The sequence below is a fragment of the Cohnella sp. GbtcB17 genome, assembly GCF_019091135.1.
Classification (GTDB): Bacteria; Bacillota; Bacilli; order Paenibacillales; family Paenibacillaceae; genus Cohnella.
In genome coordinates, this window is sequence record NZ_JAGXJW010000070.1 from 21,911 (window position 1) to 38,884 (window position 16,974).

The window sequence follows — 16,974 nt, forward strand, 5'->3', positions numbered from 1 at the left end:
TTTGCTTCGAAAATTCGTGTAAAACTAATAAATATACCTTTTTATTGTTATGCTATTTTAACATTACAGCGTCAGCAAAGGCAATTTAATATTTTTATGAAGGCGATAATCAATGTTTGGCTGATCCCGCAGCCCGCCTTCGGGAGGAGAAAGCAATGACGATTCAAGCCAAACGCCGCTCCGCGGCGCTGCTCGTCGCCCTGACCGCAGTCGCGGCGCCGATCTCCGCTTATGCCGCGGGCGAGCAGCCTGCGCCCTCCGCGGCCGCGCACGACGCCTTCAAGATCGTGTCGCTCGGCGACTCCGTCTCGCTGGGCTACGAGCCAGGCGTGACCCGCGCCGCCGACGTTTACGGTTATGCGGACAGGTTATATGTGAACGCGCTGCTTCACGGACGTGCGGAGCTCGCCAACTACGGAGCGCTCGGCTTGCAGAGCGCGGGTCTGACCCGGCTGCTCGCCGGCGCGGCCGAGGGCCGCAAGCTGACGGCCGACGAGCTGCAGGACTATGCCGCCTACGATCCCGCCGCGAAGGCGCAGGCGGATGCTGTAGCGGCCAGCGCCCCGGCGCTTAGGGACAGCTTGGCCGATGCGGATCTGGTGACGCTCACGATCGGAGGCAACGATTTTGCGGCGCTCGTCCGCGACCTCGTCGGCAAGACGGACGGCGATGCCGCGTCTTCGTTCGAGACCGCATTCGACGAGAAACTGAATATTTATGCAGAACAGCTGCAAGCGAATCTGCGAACGCTTCGCAGCCTGGCGCCCGGGGCGCGCATTGAAGTGGCCGATCAATATTCGCCCGTGTCCAAGATCGTCGGCGAATCGCTGTACGGCCAGTTGAACGCTTCGACCGCCAAGCTGAGCGCCAAGCTCGACGAGCTCCAGACGTCCCTGGCGGCGGAAGGCATCGCGGTCGACATCGTACATATCGGCGGCGCGTTCCTGGGCAAAGAAGCGCTGTACACGCATTTCAGCCCGGTATTCGGCGTGACCGACATCCATCCGACCCAGACCGGCTACGAGACGATCGCGCGGGCGTTCGCGGCGCCGCTGTGGCCGGAATATACGGAGGTCGCCCCTTCGGACAAGGCGGCGAATCCCGCGCCGACGGTCTATATTAAAGGAAAGCTGCTCGCGACGCTGAACAAGCCGCAGCTCAAGAGTAACACGACTTTCCTCGCGTTAAGCGACGTCGCGGCAGCCACCGGCGCCGAGCTGCAGTGGGACAACAAGACGAAGACCGCCACCTTCAAGCAGAACGGCCGCGTCGTCAAGCTTACGATCGGCGCGAAGACGATCGACGTCGGCGGCGTGAAGCAAGCGCTGAACGTGCCCGCGTACCTGCAGACGATCGGCAAAGAAAGCAAAACGTACGTCCCGCTCGCCGCGATCACCCAAGGCCTCGACTATCAGGTCGTCTACCAGGCCAAGCTGCATACGGCATTTATTAATTCTTGATAGCGTTCCTTAAACGTCCGCGATCGATGCGCGGGCGTTTTTCATTGCGTCCGCAATCGATTGCAGTTGCAACAATAACCTTACATTCGAGCGTAGATGACGGACTCAGTGGCCGTTATTGCTGACCAAATCCGTATTTGCAAGCCTTCCGCGGACACAGGGGCCGTTATTGCGGGATTGCCGGCCTTGTTTCGCCTTGATCCAAGTAAATAACGTCAGCTCAGTCCGCAATAATCGCCATCTGGACCGATTTTTACGAAATAACGTCTTCTGAGTCCGGTTCCAATGCATGGTTGCCCGGTGATTCCTCGGTCTTTTTATACTTCCAGAATCGTTAAAAAAGCCGCTCCTGCGAGCGGCTGAACTTCAGGTCGATATGCTGTAAAGACGTTCCGGATTGCTGTTTCGGGAGGAGATGACTTTAGCCGGTACGCCGCCGACGATCGAATAAGGAGGCACGTTTTTCGTCACGACCGCGCCGGCCGCCACGACGGCCCCCTCTCCGATTTCGACGCCCGCCAAAATAACGGCGCCCGCCCCAAGCCAGCAGTCCGGCCCGATCTTAATATCCTTCTCGACCATGGGCTGGTCCCGAATGAAGCCTTTGCCGTATTCAGTGCCGTGATTGTTCGCGATGACGACGATGTTCGGGCCGAGCAAGGTGTGGTCCCCCACAACGATTCTGGCGTTTGGAGAAGCCCATATTTTGCAGCCCTCGTTGATCCATACGCGGCTTCCGAGAACGATGTTTTCAGGCGAACGAAAAGTGACGGAAGGGTCGAAAAATACGTCTTTGCTGCCTCGGAGCTTGGATGCCGCGCCCCTGTTCGTATGAAACTCCGCTTCCCACTTTTTTAATGTAAAATGCCAAAACGAAGGACTTAGCAAGGTTTTAATCAATGCCGCGCCGGGAATTGCCACTCGACCTCGACCTTCTCTCTCTTTGATTTAACCTGCGACTATAGCCGGACATCCTTCATTTCGCTTTGGCGGATAAACGCCGCTCTTCGCGGATCGAAGCCGCAATGATCTCGGCCAGCCTGTTCGCAATTTTTTCATGACCTGCTTTGTTCGGATGAAAGTGGTCCGCAAAATAGTCGCTCCATCGATCGCAAACAGAGCTTACGTCCGTCCATAAAAGGCGGGAGTTTTTCAGCTGTCCGACGACTTCTCTGGACCGAACGGAGAATCTTTCCATGGATGCAGCGGATCCGGGAAAATAACGATCGTCGATGCCAAAGTGCGATAGAACGATAATCTTCGCGTTCGTCCGATCAAGCAAGCCGGTGAGCATAAACCGCAAATCGGCTGCATATTCGCTTTCGGATGCAATCGTCGTCCCTTGGAAAAGACGGATTAACATATTTTTCGTTTGCCAGCGAACGAACGATTCCACCTTTTGAGGCACTCTTTTCGTCAGCTTTCTTGAAAAGTAGGGGCGCGGATCCATCCAGCCCGTCCTTCTCCAGCGCGCCGGCATATACTTAAGGGCCGATGGCTTCGGCCTTATGACGGCTTCGACCGTAACGTGGGAAAATACGATGTAATCGGCGTTGCATCCGACAATATCGTCAAGCATCCCTTTGGCCTCCGCAATCGGCATGGCGCTTTTAGCGAAATTAATAACGTTCGCGTTCAAAAGCGAGCCCATAAGATCGGAATATCTATGGCCAACCACGCCCAGCCCGTGCGTGATTGAATCTCCGGTAAAGGCAATGACGGTACGGTTCGAAAAAGTCGGCATCCGCTGATTCACCCTTCGAATGTATACACTTTGTATCATTTTAAGCCCAATCGGCCGTCCCCGTCAATCCTCCTCATCGAGGCAAATAAGCGGCAGAAAGGCCGCCTTCAGTCCCTTCGGACCGGAGGCGGCCTTTCTCAATGCCTGCGTCGTTATTTCACTTTAATGCGCACGTTGACCGTTTTTCCGCCGTAGGCGGCCTTGACGGTCACGCTGCCTTTGCCTACCGCGGTAACGACGCCCCCCGCCACCTTGGCAACCTTGGTGGACGAGGCGGTCCAAGCGGAGAAAGCGGTCACGTCCAGCGTTCTTCCGTTCTCGTAGATCGCCGTCACCTTGACCGAGCCCGTCGCGCCGACGGCCAGATCCAGCGACGTGTCGGAGACGGTGAGCTTGGTCAGCTTCGCCTTGACTGTCACGGGGACGCTCAGCGTCTTGCCTTGGTACGTGGCCGTCAACTTGGTCGTACCTTCGGCGAGCGACTTCGCGGAGCTGCCCTTGACAGTGGCGATCGTCTCGTCCTCGGACGTCCAGACCAAACGCGAGCTTAGGTTGATCAGCTTGCCCGACTTCGTCTTGCCGGTCACCTTGACGCTCTGCGACTTGTTCAGCGTGAGCGACAGGGCGGACGGCTCGATCGTATAGCTGACGTACTCTTCCTCGACGGTAGCCGTTACCTTGACCGTCTTGTTCAGATAAGTGCCGGTTAACGTCGTCTTGACCGCCAGCAAGCCCCTCAGGGAAGCATCCTTGACAAGCACGCTCGTGGATGCGGACTTCCAGACGATGTCTGCGCTAATGTCGGATTCGTCGCCGTCTTCATAAACCGCGGTAACCTTCGGGAGCGGGACGGTCTGTCCGATGATCAGACTTACGTTGTCCTGCTCGGGAATCAGCGTGAGCACCTTTTTGCTAACCGTCACTTCGACCGTATCCGTAAAAGAGGACACCGTGCCGTTCGCTACTGTCGCGGTCAGCGTCGCCTTGCCGGACTTGAGCGCCGTCCACTTGCCTTCGTCATCGATGCTGACGACGGTGCTGTCGGAGGACGTCCATTTCGCCAGCTTGCTTACGTCCGCAGTTGTGTCGTCCAATGCCGTGCCCTTCACCTGCGGCAGATCGCCGGTGTCGTCCACGTATACGTCAAGCTTGTCCTTCGCGAGCTCGACCTTGCTCACTGTCGGGTAGACCGTCACGGACAGCTCCTTAACCACACTCTTGTAGGTGAGCTTGATCGTCGCCGTGCCTTTGCCGCGCGGCGTGACCGTTGCCGTGGCGCCGCTGCCGCTGACGGAGATGACGTTCAAATTGGTAGACTCCCACTGAGCGCCTGCAAGCGCGGTGTCAGAGCTGGCGCCGTTGATCGTCTTGGCCGTGATCGTGACCGGCGCGCCGGACATCGCCAGATGCTGCGCCGCGCTCGGCGTAAAGACGATCGCCTCGAACGGCGTGCGAACGGCAACCGTTGCCGTGGCCGATACGCCAAGATAGGTCGCGGTAATCGTCGCGGTGCCCGCCGCCACCGGCGTCACCTTGCCGGTCTCGTCGGCAGTGGCGACGGCTTCGTTGCTGCTCTTCCAGGTCGCCTTGGCAGTTACCGTTTCACTCGTACCGCCCGTGTTCAGCGACGTGGCGACCAGCGCCTTGCCGTCTTCGCCCACTTGCATTTCATATGGACCCTTGACGCCGGCACTATCCGCGATCGTCATCGACTTGTACGGCGACTTCGCCGTCAGCTCGATCGTGTCCGTACGCCCCTGGTACTTGGCCGTAATCGTCGTCTTGCCGGCCGCATTGATCGTCAGCTTGCCCTTGTCGACGCTCACGACGCCCGTGTCCGAGGAGGTCCACGTCGCCTTGTCGGTCAGATCGTCCAGCGCGCTGCCGTTGACGCCGAACGCTTGCAGCGAGATCTCGTCGCCAAGCTTGATCTCGAGCTTGTCTGCAACGTCTGCCGAAGAGCCCTTCGTCCGAAGCTTAAGCTCCGAGTAGTGATACTTCGCGGTAAGCGTCACGCTCGCCGAATAGCCCTGGTATTTGCCGGTGATGACGACGTTGTTCGCTTCGCCCGTCGCGGTCACGACGCCCTTGGAGACGGTGACGGCCGGGTTGGACGATACCCATGTCGCATCGTTCGTCACGTTGGTCGTCGAGCTGCCGCCGGACGAGCTGTCCGTGGTCGTGGCCCAGAGCAGAAGGACCAGGGAGCCGTCGTCGACATAAATCGTCTTCTCGATGTCGCTCAGCTCGTCCAGCTTGACGGACGTAACCGTGGTTGCGGCCACCGCAGCCCCCATGGAGCCCAGCAGCCCCGTGAACAATAGTACGGCCATAAGCGCCGCCGTCAGCCGTCCCGCTTTTGAGATCGGGCGTCTTGGCGGTCTTTGGGTCATCATCATTTTTTGTTCGTGCCTCCTAGTCATGTTTTTCCGGTATTGGCAAAAAGGACAGTCTTATCTTCAATAACGGCTTGCGCGCCGCGGAAATGAATAAAATCGAGGAAAATAGGGACATAAGTCGCAAAAAACGCGTGACAAATGCGAGGTGGTTGGAAAAGGGGACAAGGAGCGTACTCCGGTGGAGACGACGGTTTGCAGATTTACGCGCAGGCTCGCAGAAAAAAATCCCGGCGATCAAGCGCATCGCCGGGAAGTTCCAGTTTACAAGGTCGCGTCTTCTGCCGACAATCGGGGCGCTTAGCCTTGCACGGCTCCAAGCTGCGGCTGAAGCGGCTTCAGCTTGCGCGCGCGAAGCGCGAACAATCCGACCGTCAGCGCGACGAATACCGCGGCAAACATCGCCAGATCGAGCAGCTGCTCGCCGATCAGCGCGCCGGAGCGGCCGGCCAGCGCGAGCCGGAGCGCTTCGATCGCGTGCGTCATCGGCACCCAATCGCCGACGGCCTGGAGCCAGTGCGGGAGCAGCTCCTTCGGATACGTGCCCTCGCTCGCCGCCAGCTGGAGCGTCAGCAGCACAATGGCGACGAAGCGCCCGACCGTATCGGCGAGCGACACGAGAAATTGGACGATCGTCATGTACGTCAGCGCGATGACCGCGCTGATGCCGTAAAAGGCGGCGACGTTCGGCACCTTGAGTCCGATGCCGTAAATGAGCACCGTATCCGCGAGCGCCACCTGCAGCAGCACGACCGGCGCGAACAGCAGCAGCTTGGACAGGTACCAGGCCGCACCGTTTTTCACTTTGCCCGCCGCGTCGCGCAGCGGCAGGATGACGGTCGACATCAGCACGCCGACGTAGAGCCCCAGCGCCAGAAAGTACGGCGCCATGCCGGTGCCGTAGTTCGGCACGTCCGTCAGTTTGTGCGCCTGAACGCCGATCGGATCGGCGAACATATCCGCCTGCTCGTCCCCGCTCTTGACGGCGCCGGCTTCCTTGGAGGCGTCCTGCAGCTTGGCGCCGAGCTCGCTCGAGCCGCTCTGAAGCTTCAGCAGGCCGTCCTCAAGCGAGGCCGAGCCGCTCGCCAGCTGCTTCGCGCCGCTCTGCACCGTGCCCGCGCCCGAGCTCGCGCGCTGAATGCCGCTCGCGAGCGTCCCTGCGCCGGACGCGAGCTTGCTTGCGCCGGCAGACAGCTGCGCGGCGCCCGTCCGCGCCTCGCCGAGCTTGGCGCCAAGCTGTCCGAGCCCCCCGCTCAGCGAGGATGTACCCGCATGCAGCTGCTTCGCCCCCGCAGCCAGCTGCTGCTGGGCAGCCGACAGCCGCGTTGCGCCGGCCTCGGCCGAAGCCGCGCCTTGCTTCGCTTGCGCGGCGCCCTCCGCCACGCGCTGCGAAGCCGCGGCCAGCTGCTGCACGGCCGCGTCGTCCGGATGAGCCGCGGCGTACTGCTTCAGGCTCTCGGCCAGTTGGCCCGCGCCGTCGGCAACCTGCGCCGTGCCGGCCGCCAGCGTCCCGGCGCCTGCAGCCAGCTTCGCGGCGTTGTCCGCGAGCTGCCCGGCCCCCGTCTCCAGCTTGTCGGCTCCCGCGTCGGCCTGCGCCGCGCCGTCCGCCAGCTTGGCCCCGCCTGCCGCAAGCTGCTTCAAGCCGTCGGCCAGCTTCGTGGCCCCTGTCGCCAGCGTGCCCGCGCCGCTCTTCAGGCTCGCGGCGCCGTTCGTCAGCTGGCCGAAGCCCTGCTGCAGCTTCAGCGTACCGTCCGCCAGCTTCGTCAGGTTGTCATGCAGCGTCTTGGCGCCGCCCGCGGCCGACTTCGCGCCATCCGTCAGCTTCCCGGCGCCCTCAGCGGCGTCGCCGAAGCCGCTGGCCGCCTCGCCCACCGATTCGAGCGCGGCCTTGGCATACGCCTTCGTCACCTCGTGGCTCACGTCCGTCTTCAGCTTGTCCGCGGCCGACTCGCCGATCCGGCTAGTCAAGTAATTCCAGCCGTCGTCCACATAATATTGGACGTCCGCCTGCTGCGGCGTTTCGTCCTGAAGCGTCGCCGTCTTCGCAGAGAAATCCGCCGGCACGACAAACGCCAGCGAATACCGGTGAGCGGCGATTCCGTCCATCGCGTCCTTTTCGTCCGTGAACACCCATTTGAATTCCGCGTTTTTTTTCAGCTCGTCGACCAGATCGCTGCCCACCGTCAGCGTTTGCCCGTTTAACGATGCGCCTCGATCCTCATTGACGACCGCGACCGGCATCCGGTCCAGCTTGCCGTACGGATCCCAGAACGCGCCGATCAGCATACCGCTGTACATGAGCGGGATGAGAGCCAGACCGAATATCGAGATCATCGCCATCTTGCTGGCCTTCAGCCTTTTGAACTCGCCCGCAATGACGCCGCCTGCCGACTTGAATTTATTCACGTTCATCTCTCCCTGCCGTTAATCGAATGACATAATGACCAAAATTCCCATTCGGTCACTTTTTAACCAAAAAAAGAAGCGATCAATCGACCGCCAGGCCCTCCAGACAGTAAAAACGAAAATGAGCCAGCACCTGCTCCGCATCCAGCGGCTCGTGCAAGTGGCCGCCTTCGGCCGTGAGCGCCAGATACATTTTGAGCATCATATAAGCCGTAAGCGCCGGATCGGATGGCCGCACCTCGCCCTTGGCGATCGCCTCGCCGACATGTCCCGCAATATAGGCGATGATCGAGCGCTCGATCGCTTCAAGTCCGCCGTTCGCCATCGGCGTGCCGAACTCCCTGACCTCCTGTGAGAGCTTGACGACCAGGCCGTGCCGGTCCCGGTAGGCGAGCACCTGCTGGAGAATGCGCAGCAGATTGTCGGCAAAAGGAAGCGCCGGATCGAACGTCCGCTCCGCGACCACCTTCAGCTCGGCGATCAGCTCCCTTACGATCTGCTCGAACAGCTCTTCTTTGTTGGCGAAAAAGGTGTAGATCGTCCCCTTGCCGACGCCCGCGGCCTTCGCGACCTGGTCCATCGTCGTCGCCTTATAGCCGAACGCGGCGAACGAACGCGCGGCCGCCTCCAGCACTTGCTTGCGCCGGTCCGTCGGCTTGCGGTCGGTCGTCATGTCCACTGCCGTCCCCTCCCGAGCTTCCGAATCTTAAAAATGACCAAAATAACAAAACGGTCATTTCGTTCTAAGAGGAACTATATCACATCCGTTCACTGCAATCAACGTCATCATCTCAGCGGTCGAGACCATAATCCGTCCCGAGCGTGTCCAGACACGCAAGACACTGCTCCGCCCAGCGTCGCATCCGGTCGATCCTGCGGACCTCGGCTTCCCATGCGGCGGCGAGCGATTCGCGGTAAGGCGGCACCTCTCCGGCATAAGGGACGGCGTCCCGCAGCATGACCCACACCTTTTCCCGCTCCGCCGATGCTCTCCGCTCGTGAAACAGCGCCGCGTCCGGGTCGTACGCGCTGTGCAGATCCCCCTGCTGCGGATGCCGCAGCACCGCCATAATCTCCACCAGCACCCGCCGCTCGTCCGCGCTCGCAACCTTTCCTATATATTGTCCCGTCTTGTGCTCCGCCTTGACGATCTGTCCTTCCGTCAGCATCGATCCAGCCTCCCCAAATATACTTGCCCCCATTGTACACCGAGCGGCGGCCGGATGCATGGCCAAGCTGGCGGAATTTGTCCGAAGCCAATAAATGCTGTAAACGTTCTCCAACGGACTTGTACGAGAGCTTCCATTTCGCGTAATATGGTAGTAGGTAAAGTGGGGGATCTCTTCCGATGCGCAAAAAACGAATTCTACTGCTATCCGAAGGCTTCGGTACCGGACATACGCAGGCGGCATACGCTCTATCCGTAGGGCTTAGACAATTGTCGCCCCGCGTGCAGACGAGGGTCATCGAGCTGGGGACGTTCCTGAACCCCGTCATCGGGCCGCTCATCCTGTCCGCCTACCGCAAGACCGTCACCAAGCAGCCCAAGCTGGTCGGCAAGCTGTATCGCGGCCACTATCACAAATCGCTGAACAGACTGACCCGCTTCGCGCTGCACCGCCTGTTCTACAATCATGTGTCGGACGTCGTACGTCAGTTGAAGCCCGATATGATCGTATGCACGCATCCATTTCCAAACGCGGTCGTCAGCCGGCTCAAGCGCCTCGGCCTCGACGTGCCGCTCTATACATTGATCACGGACTACGATGCGCACGCCACGTGGACCAATCCCGAGGTGACCGCCTATCTCGTCAGCTCGCCGACCGTGCGCAGCCGGCTCATCTCGCAGGGCGTGGCGCCATCGCAAGTGGTAGTCACCGGCATTCCGGTCCATCCGAACTTCTGGCATCCGCACGACCGCGCCGAGATTCTGTCCCAGTTCAAGCTCTCGGACATGCCGACGGTGCTGGTCATGGGCGGCGGCTGGGGGCTGATGGCCGAAGAGCAGATGGTCGAGTACATGACCTCGTTCGCCGACAAGGTGCAGCTCATCATATGCATGGGCAGCAACGACAAAGCCAGGGAAAAGCTGATGGCGGAGCCGCGCTTCCAGCACCCGAACATCAAGGTGCTCGGCTTCACGAAGGAAGTGTCGAAGCTGATGGATGTCTCGGACCTGCTCGTCACGAAGCCGGGCGGCATGACCTGCACGGAAGGGATGGCCAAGGGCATCCCGATGCTGTTCTACGAGCCGATCCCGGGCCAGGAGGAAGAGAACCTCGAATACTTTGTCACCCACGGCTTCGGCGAGCCGCTGACGTCGACGGATACGATCGACCGCTGGTTCCGCCTGATCCAGGAGCCTTACGCTTCTGACCAGCACAGGGGCAACCTGCTCGCGCTTCGCAACGCGGAGTACAACCCGGCCAAATGCTCGGAGGCCGTCCTCTCCCTGCTGCTTGAGGATGTCGCGCCCGCGGCGGAATGACGCTGCTTGATCAAAAACAGCCTGGACGTCCAAGTGGACGCCAGGCTGTTTTTTGGTGTCGGCGCTATAGTGCGCTGCCGCCGAACAGGAAGCGGTATTCCCAGTGCTTGCCCGCGATGTCGTCGACGCGCACGCCGCCCGACGTCACCGAGTATGTCTGCAGCACCTGGCCGTCTCCGAGGTAAATGCCCGTGTGCGTGACAGTCTCGCCGAACGGCTGCTTGTCTTCGTACAAAGATGGCTTGGAGCCTTTGTAGCTCATAAAAAACATGACGTCGCCGCGTTTCAGCTGACGCCAGTCGGTCGTCACGCCGTTCGCCTTGTCCCGCACGTAGGCCGCCTGCTTGCGCGAGTCCCCAGGCAGCGTGAGACCGAGCGCGTCCTTGAAGGCTTGCCGGACGAAGTCCGAGCAGTCGAACGTATCGGTATTGCCCCGGTCCGAGCCGTACTCGTAGGGCGTGCCGAGGTACTTCATTCCGGCCGCGATCACGGCCTCGACCTTCGCAGAATTGGATGGCGTCGGCGTCGGCGTGGGTGATGGTGTTGGCGTTGATGTCGGTGTTGGCGTTGATGTCGGTGTTGGCGTTGATGTCGGTGTTGGCGTCGGTGTCGAGGCTGGGCCGTCGTTCAAGCGAATGTACGCGTCTGAGGCGCTAACGTAGCCCGACACGCCTGCAGCATCCTGAATCGCGAACCAATAGGCGTTCGGCTGGCCGGTCACGACAACGGTTTCGCCGGCTTTCAAATAGCGGATCTTGTCCCCCGAAGTAGACGGCTGCGTTCGAAAATTGACCGGCGACACAATCGTTCCCATCTGCATCGGCGTTTTCGCCGGTAAGGAGGTCGGTGTCGGTGTCGGTGTCGGTGTCGGTGTTGGCGCCGGTGTCGGCGTTGGCTTTGGTGTTGGCGTCGGCGTTGGTGTTGGCTTTGGCGTTGGGGCCGGTGTCGTTGCCGGCATGGCGCCGTTCAAACTTATGTATTCATCGGAAGAACTGACGTAGCCTTCGACGCCGCCCGCATCCCGGACCGCGTACCAATAGGCGCTCGGTACTGCGGTTACGGTCAAGGCTTCGCCCGCCTTGAGCATGCGGATCTTGTCGCCCGAGGTGGACGGCTGCGTGCGGAACGTCACGGTTGCTTTGACGGTTGCGGTCCGTGCCGGCGCGGCGGTCGTGTTCGTGATTTTAATATACTTCTCGTTCGACGATACGTATCCGGTCCTGCCGTCGGCATCCCGCACCTGCAGCCAATAATCGTTCACTGCCTGCAGCAGCGTCACCGACTCTCCTGCCTTCAAATATCGCAGCAGATCTCCGCTCGTGCTCGGCGCCTCCCGCAGGCTGACCGTCGATACGACCTCTGCCGAGCCGGTCCGGACCGAAGCCGCCGAAGCCATTCCCGGCACGGCTGCCGTCAGCATCGTCGCCAGCGCCAAACTTGCCGCCCAACCTTTTTTGCTCATGCCAACGCCTCCCATGTTGATTGATGGAGAAATATGTCGAACTCCCCACCGCCTCATTATAGAAGGCGCACCGATCGGCTCCTATCATGCGGAATGCTCAGAATCGGCTGGATACATAGGAAATCGGTTCCATGGACGCATAGGAAAAAAGATGCAAATCCTTTACTGCCCAACATCTTCCGATTTCAATTTCATCTATTTACCAGGTTTAAAAACGAAGGAAATGGGTAAAGGCACGTTTGTTTCTGGTGGAGATTACTTGCGGCGGGGCACGGTCGCGATTGCCAGCTTTTTTCGTAGCCAGGATTACATGCCATGGCGTACGGTCGCAATGTGCGATTTTGTTTCTAACCAGGACGACTTGCGGCGGGAAAAGGCGCGGCGCTCCGGCTTGTTCCTGACCGGGAACAATAGCTGCGAGAAAGTTCGTTTGCACGACTTCAGTCTCCCTAAAGGTAAAGAGACGCTTCCGCACGATGCGAAAGCGTCTCTTTACCCTATTCCGCCGAATCGTCCAATCGTTCGCCGACCGTGATCGTGCCCCCGTTTTCCGCAAGCGCCAGAAACAGCGGCCGCTCTTCCGGCGTCCGGTTCGGCGCATGGATCGCCAGCGTCAGCCGTCCGTCGAACAGGCGGAACACCATGCCGTGACCGCCGTCGTCGCGATAGAGCGCGTCCGGCTGATGCGCCCACGGGCCCAGGATGCCACCGCTCTCCGATCTGGCGACGCCGAGCGCGTACGTATTGTCGATGAAGCTGGCCCAGAGCATATACAAGCCATCGCCTTCTCCGCGGAACAAATACGGTCCGTCGGTCACGTAATTGACCGTATCCGGATAGCGCGGCGATACGAACGGCGTCGTCCACGGCGCTTCAGAAGCGCGGAACAACGTGACCGGCTCTCCCGCCGCGCGGGACAGATCCGGAGCAAGCCGAACCGCGCACACTTCCCCGTCCCCGATCTGCTGCCACTCGTGGCAGAATACCATCCACGGATCGCCGGCTTCATCTACGAACAGGCTGCCGTCGAGCGAGCTCCACGCTTCCGGCGTGACGGGTCCGGCGCTCAGCGGAGCGAACGGACCAAGCGGACACGCCGCGGCGAGCACGGACGTGCCAAGCCGGCGGTTGTCGTTGCGGCGGAACGTCGCGAACATATAGTATCGTCCCCCGTACGCGTAAACCTCCGGCGCCCAGAAGTTTTCGTTTGCGAAAAAATCAACCGGCGGCCGGAATACCGGATGCGGCCCTTCCCAGCTCTCAAGGTCTTCGCTGACGTAGGCGTCGAAGCCCGTTCCCGGTCCCCAGATGTTTTTGTCCGTGCTGCCGAACAGGTAGTACTTGCCTTCTTCTTTCAAAGGCAGCACGAACGGATCGCGAATCTGAATGTCTTTGCTTTTCAAAGCGGCTTTTAACTCGGATTTCAACTCGGACGAGCCTCCTTATTCGTAAGTCGGATTGACGAGCCCGATATCAAGCGCGCGCGCGAAGCGTCCGTCGGCGTAGACCAGCCTCTCGTTGCCCTTGACCCGGAAGGGCACGGCGCGCCCTTCCCACATCAGTTCGCCTTCGACGGCACGCGCGCTCATGCCGAGCAGCCCGGTCAGCCGGCCCGAGCGGTCCGTAATCGCGCGGACGCCGGAGGGGAAGACCATCCACGGACGCTCGTCTCTGAACACGTGCGAAGTCTCGCGCGTATTGACCAGCTCGTAGACGGTGCCGTCCACCGTCCGGCCGTAAGCCGTCTCGCCCGCCGGCGCCTCGCCGTGATCTCTCGCGTCGGGCAGCAGCCCCGTGAACCAGAGCTCGCCTTCGGGCGTCGGCAGGATGCCGCACAGCCGCTCGACATAGTCGAGCAGGCACAGAATCGACGGCGAGTATGCTTCGGTGAAGCCGACCTCCCCGGTCCAAGGGCTCACCGTCTGCCCGAAGCGCGGCGCGCGGGCGAAGGAAGCCAGAATTGGCTGCATCGCCCACGTCAGCTCGACGTGGCGGCCGTGATGCTCGAACGCGTGTGGAACGCGGATCAGGCTCAGGTAGTTGGACGGCCCGGCCCAGCTGTTGTAGCTCGAGAACGGATCGAACCGCGGGTCGTCCATCGCAATCGAGGTGAACGGATATTTGGCGAAAAACTTCCTCGTATTGAGCAAGTAGCGCTCGAGCATCCGGTCGAAAAAAGCCCGATCGCCGACTTCGCACGCCAGGACGCGGAGCAAAACGTCGGACTGCACCCGCACGAATCGCCCGTGCCGGTCGCGGTCGTAGAAGAAATGATCCGCTTCGTCGAAGCACTCCCGGAACAAGCTTTGCAGGCTCGCTTCGGCTTTGGCCCGCCATGGATCGCCGGATTCGCCGAGCGCCTCCGCGATCCGGGCCAGGTACAGGCGCTGACAGTAGACGTTGGCCGTCAGGTCGGGCGCGAGAAACGGCAGCACCGGCGAATCGGGATCGCACCGGGAGGCGTCGCCCAGGTATGGCACATCAGGCGCGTGCCAGAAGCGCGGCGACAGGTCGTGGCCCGTATCGAAGGCGCTGAACGCCTCGACGCAGCCGGTGCCGCGCGTGTCGCGGTTCGCCGCGAGCCAGCCGTCGTAGCGAGCCATCGCGTCGTACATTTCCCGCAAAAACGCCTTGCCCCCTCCCCGGCTTCCGCCGTGAAGCGCGTAATGGTTCCACACGCTGCGGGCGAGCGGCGTGACAAGCTGGATCTGCCTAAAGGAGGGACCGTTCTCCGTCAGCTTGTACGGGAACAAGCCGTCCGCGCGCTGATGCCGCGCAAACGATCGATACGTCGCCTCCGACACCTCCGGCAGGAAGCGGGAGAGGAGCTCCGCATTGATCGTCCCGGTGCTCTCCAGCCAGCAGCCGTAGTAGATGCCACCCTCTTGCAGGATCGGATCGCCGCCTCCCGTCGGCTTGATGCATTCCATGAGCTGGCGCATCGCCTCGTAGTAGACGCCCTCGAGCCGTCCCTCCGACGCCGCGAACCGGACGCCCGAGCGCCGCAGCGCCTCGGGAATGAGGCGCTCCCGCTCGCCGCCGTCCACCTGGCGCAGCCCTCTTAACTTGTCGAGCAATCGTTCCGCTTGCATGACCATTCTGCTACCGCCCCGCTTTCATCCAATCGGAATCCCCCGCGACCGCGAGCCGGCGATGAGGGCCGACCCGCAATGGCGGGGGATTATTCGCGAATCCAGGCCGTGCTCTCACCGTCGTGGCCCGCTGCCGCGATCCCGGACCGCAGCCGGTCCGTCGGTACCGCGCGCGGGACGCTTTTTCGCCGTCAGGAATTGCTGTTGCTGTTAAAAATCTTCACTGTGCCGCTATAAAATTCCGAGACCGCCTTCTCCACGCTTTCCTTGCCGAAGCCGATCTTCTGTACCGTGTTGTCGGACAGCTTGATGAACTCCGCGTTGCCCGGCGGGTTGTAGCTGATCGCGAACGGCTCCTTCTTGTTCGCCTCGGATACGCGGCTCGTATAGTCGTATACGATCTTGTCGGCCGCGTCTGCCTCCGCCTTCAGCGCTTCACGGCTCGCTGCCGTTACCGGCACGCCGCGGTTGTTGCCTAGAATTTTCGCCGCTTCGGGATCGTTGATCCAGAAATTCATGAACTTGGCGACCTCGGCCGGATGCTCCGTCTTGCCGTAGCCCGAGAGACCCTGGCTCGATTCGAAGACGACGCCCGTCCCCTTCGGACCGCGAGGCACCTGCACCATCGTCAGCTCGTCCTTCGTCGTGCTCTGGAACGAAGCCAGCATGTTGGACGGCAGCAGTGTCATCGCGACCTTGCCGGTGATAACGAGCGACTTGCTGGCGTCCGTCGGCGGATTGGACACCTGCAGGTCCGGTGTCACAACCCCTCCCGCCTTGGAAGCTTTATCCCAGTATTGGAACCACGGCAGCAGGTCGGCTTCCTCGAAGCCCAGCTTGTTGTTTGCCATGTCGTACAGCTGCTTGCCGTTTTGCTTCAGATAAATGTCCAGGCTGTCGGTCGTGAAGTTATAGGTGCCGTAGTAGCCTTTGCCCAGCTTGTCGGAAATTTCCTTGCTGATGCGGGCGAAGTCGTCCCAGTTCCAGCCATCCTGCGGCACTTCGACGCCAGCCTTCTCGAACATCGTCTTGTTGATGACGATGCCGCGGGCGTTCGCGCCGGCCGAGATGTGCACCAGCTTGCCGCCGATCGTGCCGTACTCCACCATCGTCGTGTCCATGTCGGACAGATTCAGTTCCTTGTCCTTGTACGGTCCCAGATCGAGCAGCACGCCCTTGTTGGCGTAATCGACCACGTTGCCCCCCAGGAAGAAAATGTCCGGGGCGGTGCCGGAAGCGAGCTGGGTGTTCAGCTTGTCGAAGTAGCCGTCCGAAGGCCCGAATTCGCCGGTGATCGTAATGCCCGGATTTTTCTGTTCGAACAGCTCGATCGCCTTGTTCGTCAGGTCGGCGCGCTTCTGGTCGCCCCACCACATCATGCGGAGCTCGACCTGCTTTTGCTCTCCGCTGGCGCCGCCCGAATCGCTCGAGCCTGCCGGTGAGCTTGATCCTGCCGCATTATTTCCTCCACCTGCGCCGCCGGAATTACCGCAAGCGCTGAGCGCGACCGCCATGGCGGTTACCGCGATCGGAAGCCATCTTTTTTTCATCGTGAGCTCTCCCCTAATCGTATTGAGATGAGAAGCGTTTACATTGCCCATCGTACTTGGATTCGCCGGCCGCTTGAATGTCATTCCTTCGGCTGTTCGCTATCAATTTTTTCAGGCGGCCTCGAATTCTAGTCTGGTTCACTTTAGTCCCGTCGTCGCGATGCCGTCCAGGAAGTAGCGCTGGAAGACGAGGAAGATGAGCGTGATCGGCACGAGCGACAGCACGGAGATCGCCATGAGCGCCCCCCAGTCCGAGGTGCCCGACGGGTCGAACAACGCCCGGATGCCGAGCTGCACCGTGAACAGCTTGATATCGCTCAAATAGATCATTTGGCTGAAAAAGTCGTCCCACGTCCAGATGAAGGTGAAGATCGCG

Annotated in this window: 13 protein-coding genes and 1 pseudogene; 3 read left to right on the forward strand and 11 right to left on the reverse strand. The window is 60.8% G+C overall.

The window, feature by feature from the left end:
- Positions 1 to 155 precede the first annotated feature (155 nt).
- Entirely contained in the window at positions 156 to 1,460 is a 1,305-nt protein-coding gene (locus KVT38_RS28840; protein ID WP_217597207.1) for an SGNH/GDSL hydrolase family protein, read from the forward strand.
- A 366-nt stretch (positions 1,461 to 1,826) separates the two neighbouring features.
- Here the strand turns inward: KVT38_RS28840 and KVT38_RS35650 are convergent, their stop codons facing one another.
- From KVT38_RS35650 to kapB, 6 genes are all read right to left on the reverse strand, one after another.
- Positions 1,827 to 2,381 (reverse strand): acyltransferase, encoded by a 555-nt coding sequence (locus tag KVT38_RS35650; protein WP_217597208.1) that lies wholly within the window; start codon positions 2,379 to 2,381, stop codon positions 1,827 to 1,829.
- 55 nt (positions 2,382 to 2,436) lie between these two features.
- Entirely contained in the window at positions 2,437 to 3,204 is a 768-nt protein-coding gene (locus KVT38_RS28850) for an SGNH/GDSL hydrolase family protein (protein WP_217597209.1), read from the reverse strand.
- A gap of 152 nt (positions 3,205 to 3,356) precedes the next feature.
- Complete coding sequence (locus KVT38_RS28855; protein ID WP_217597210.1) at positions 3,357 to 5,603, reverse strand: Ig-like domain-containing protein; 2,247 nt, start codon at positions 5,601 to 5,603, stop codon at positions 3,357 to 3,359.
- A gap of 297 nt (positions 5,604 to 5,900) precedes the next feature.
- Complete coding sequence (locus tag KVT38_RS28860) at positions 5,901 to 8,006, reverse strand: YhgE/Pip family protein (RefSeq protein ID WP_217597211.1); 2,106 nt, start codon at positions 8,004 to 8,006, stop codon at positions 5,901 to 5,903.
- Positions 8,007 to 8,088: 82 nt separating this feature from the next.
- The gene (locus KVT38_RS28865) at positions 8,089 to 8,679 is read right to left on the reverse strand and encodes a TetR/AcrR family transcriptional regulator (RefSeq protein ID WP_217597220.1); all 591 of its coding nucleotides are present in this window, start codon (positions 8,677 to 8,679) and stop codon (positions 8,089 to 8,091) included.
- A 118-nt stretch (positions 8,680 to 8,797) separates the two neighbouring features.
- Positions 8,798 to 9,175, reverse strand: coding sequence for a kinase-associated lipoprotein B (gene kapB / locus KVT38_RS28870; RefSeq protein ID WP_217597212.1), 378 nt, complete (start codon positions 9,173 to 9,175; stop codon positions 8,798 to 8,800).
- 179 nt (positions 9,176 to 9,354) lie between these two features.
- Here kapB and KVT38_RS28875 point away from each other — a divergent pair, with 179 nt between their 5' ends.
- The gene (locus KVT38_RS28875; RefSeq protein ID WP_217597213.1) at positions 9,355 to 10,494 is read left to right on the forward strand and encodes an MGDG synthase family glycosyltransferase; all 1,140 of its coding nucleotides are present in this window, start codon (positions 9,355 to 9,357) and stop codon (positions 10,492 to 10,494) included.
- A 64-nt stretch (positions 10,495 to 10,558) separates the two neighbouring features.
- On the opposite strand, the gene KVT38_RS28880 is transcribed toward KVT38_RS28875, so the two are convergent.
- Entirely contained in the window at positions 10,559 to 11,956 is a 1,398-nt protein-coding gene (locus tag KVT38_RS28880; RefSeq protein WP_217597214.1) for a C40 family peptidase, read from the reverse strand.
- Positions 11,957 to 12,107: 151 nt separating this feature from the next.
- Here KVT38_RS28880 and KVT38_RS28885 point away from each other — a divergent pair, with 151 nt between their 5' ends.
- Positions 12,108 to 12,491, forward strand: a complete 384-nt coding sequence (locus KVT38_RS28885; RefSeq protein ID WP_217597215.1) for a hypothetical protein — start codon at positions 12,108 to 12,110, stop codon at positions 12,489 to 12,491.
- Here the strand turns inward: KVT38_RS28885 and KVT38_RS28890 are convergent.
- From KVT38_RS28890 to KVT38_RS28905, 4 genes and pseudogenes are all read right to left on the reverse strand, one after another.
- A complete protein-coding gene (locus tag KVT38_RS28890; RefSeq protein WP_254639644.1) occupies positions 12,454 to 13,383 on the reverse strand; it encodes a glycoside hydrolase family 43 protein in 930 nt (309 codons plus the stop codon). The genes KVT38_RS28885 and KVT38_RS28890 overlap by 38 nt on opposite strands.
- Before the next feature lie 15 nt (positions 13,384 to 13,398).
- On the reverse strand, positions 13,399 to 15,054 hold the full coding sequence (locus KVT38_RS28895; RefSeq protein WP_483298199.1) for an MGH1-like glycoside hydrolase domain-containing protein: 1,656 nt from the start codon (positions 15,052 to 15,054) through the stop codon (positions 13,399 to 13,401).
- A gap of 185 nt (positions 15,055 to 15,239) precedes the next feature.
- Positions 15,240 to 16,598, reverse strand: a complete 1,359-nt coding sequence (locus KVT38_RS28900; RefSeq protein WP_217597216.1) for an ABC transporter substrate-binding protein — start codon at positions 16,596 to 16,598, stop codon at positions 15,240 to 15,242.
- Positions 16,599 to 16,736: 138 nt separating this feature from the next.
- A pseudogene (locus KVT38_RS28905) lies at positions 16,737 to 16,974 on the reverse strand (carbohydrate ABC transporter permease); the annotation flags it as partial.

Bases quoted from the DNA above. Each gene is read 5' to 3' on its own strand.
- KVT38_RS28840 (WP_217597207.1), top strand. From the start codon at position 156: ATGACGATTCAAGCCAAACGCCGCTCCGCGGCGCTGCTCGTCGCCCTG.
- KVT38_RS28850 (WP_217597209.1), bottom strand. From the start codon at position 3,204: ATGCCGACTTTTTCGAACCGTACCGTCATTGCCTTTACCGGAGATTCA.
- KVT38_RS28855 (WP_217597210.1), bottom strand. From the start codon at position 5,603: ATGATGATGACCCAAAGACCGCCAAGACGCCCGATCTCAAAAGCGGGA.
- KVT38_RS28865 (WP_217597220.1), bottom strand. From the start codon at position 8,679: ATGACGACCGACCGCAAGCCGACGGACCGGCGCAAGCAAGTGCTGGAG.
- kapB (WP_217597212.1), bottom strand. From the start codon at position 9,175: ATGCTGACGGAAGGACAGATCGTCAAGGCGGAGCACAAGACGGGACAA.
- KVT38_RS28875 (WP_217597213.1), top strand. From the start codon at position 9,355: ATGCGCAAAAAACGAATTCTACTGCTATCCGAAGGCTTCGGTACCGGA.
- KVT38_RS28880 (WP_217597214.1), bottom strand. From the start codon at position 11,956: ATGAGCAAAAAAGGTTGGGCGGCAAGTTTGGCGCTGGCGACGATGCTG.
- KVT38_RS28885 (WP_217597215.1), top strand. From the start codon at position 12,108: ATGCAAATCCTTTACTGCCCAACATCTTCCGATTTCAATTTCATCTAT.
- KVT38_RS28895 (WP_483298199.1), bottom strand. From the start codon at position 15,054: ATGGTCATGCAAGCGGAACGATTGCTCGACAAGTTAAGAGGGCTGCGC.
- KVT38_RS28900 (WP_217597216.1), bottom strand. From the start codon at position 16,598: ATGAAAAAAAGATGGCTTCCGATCGCGGTAACCGCCATGGCGGTCGCG.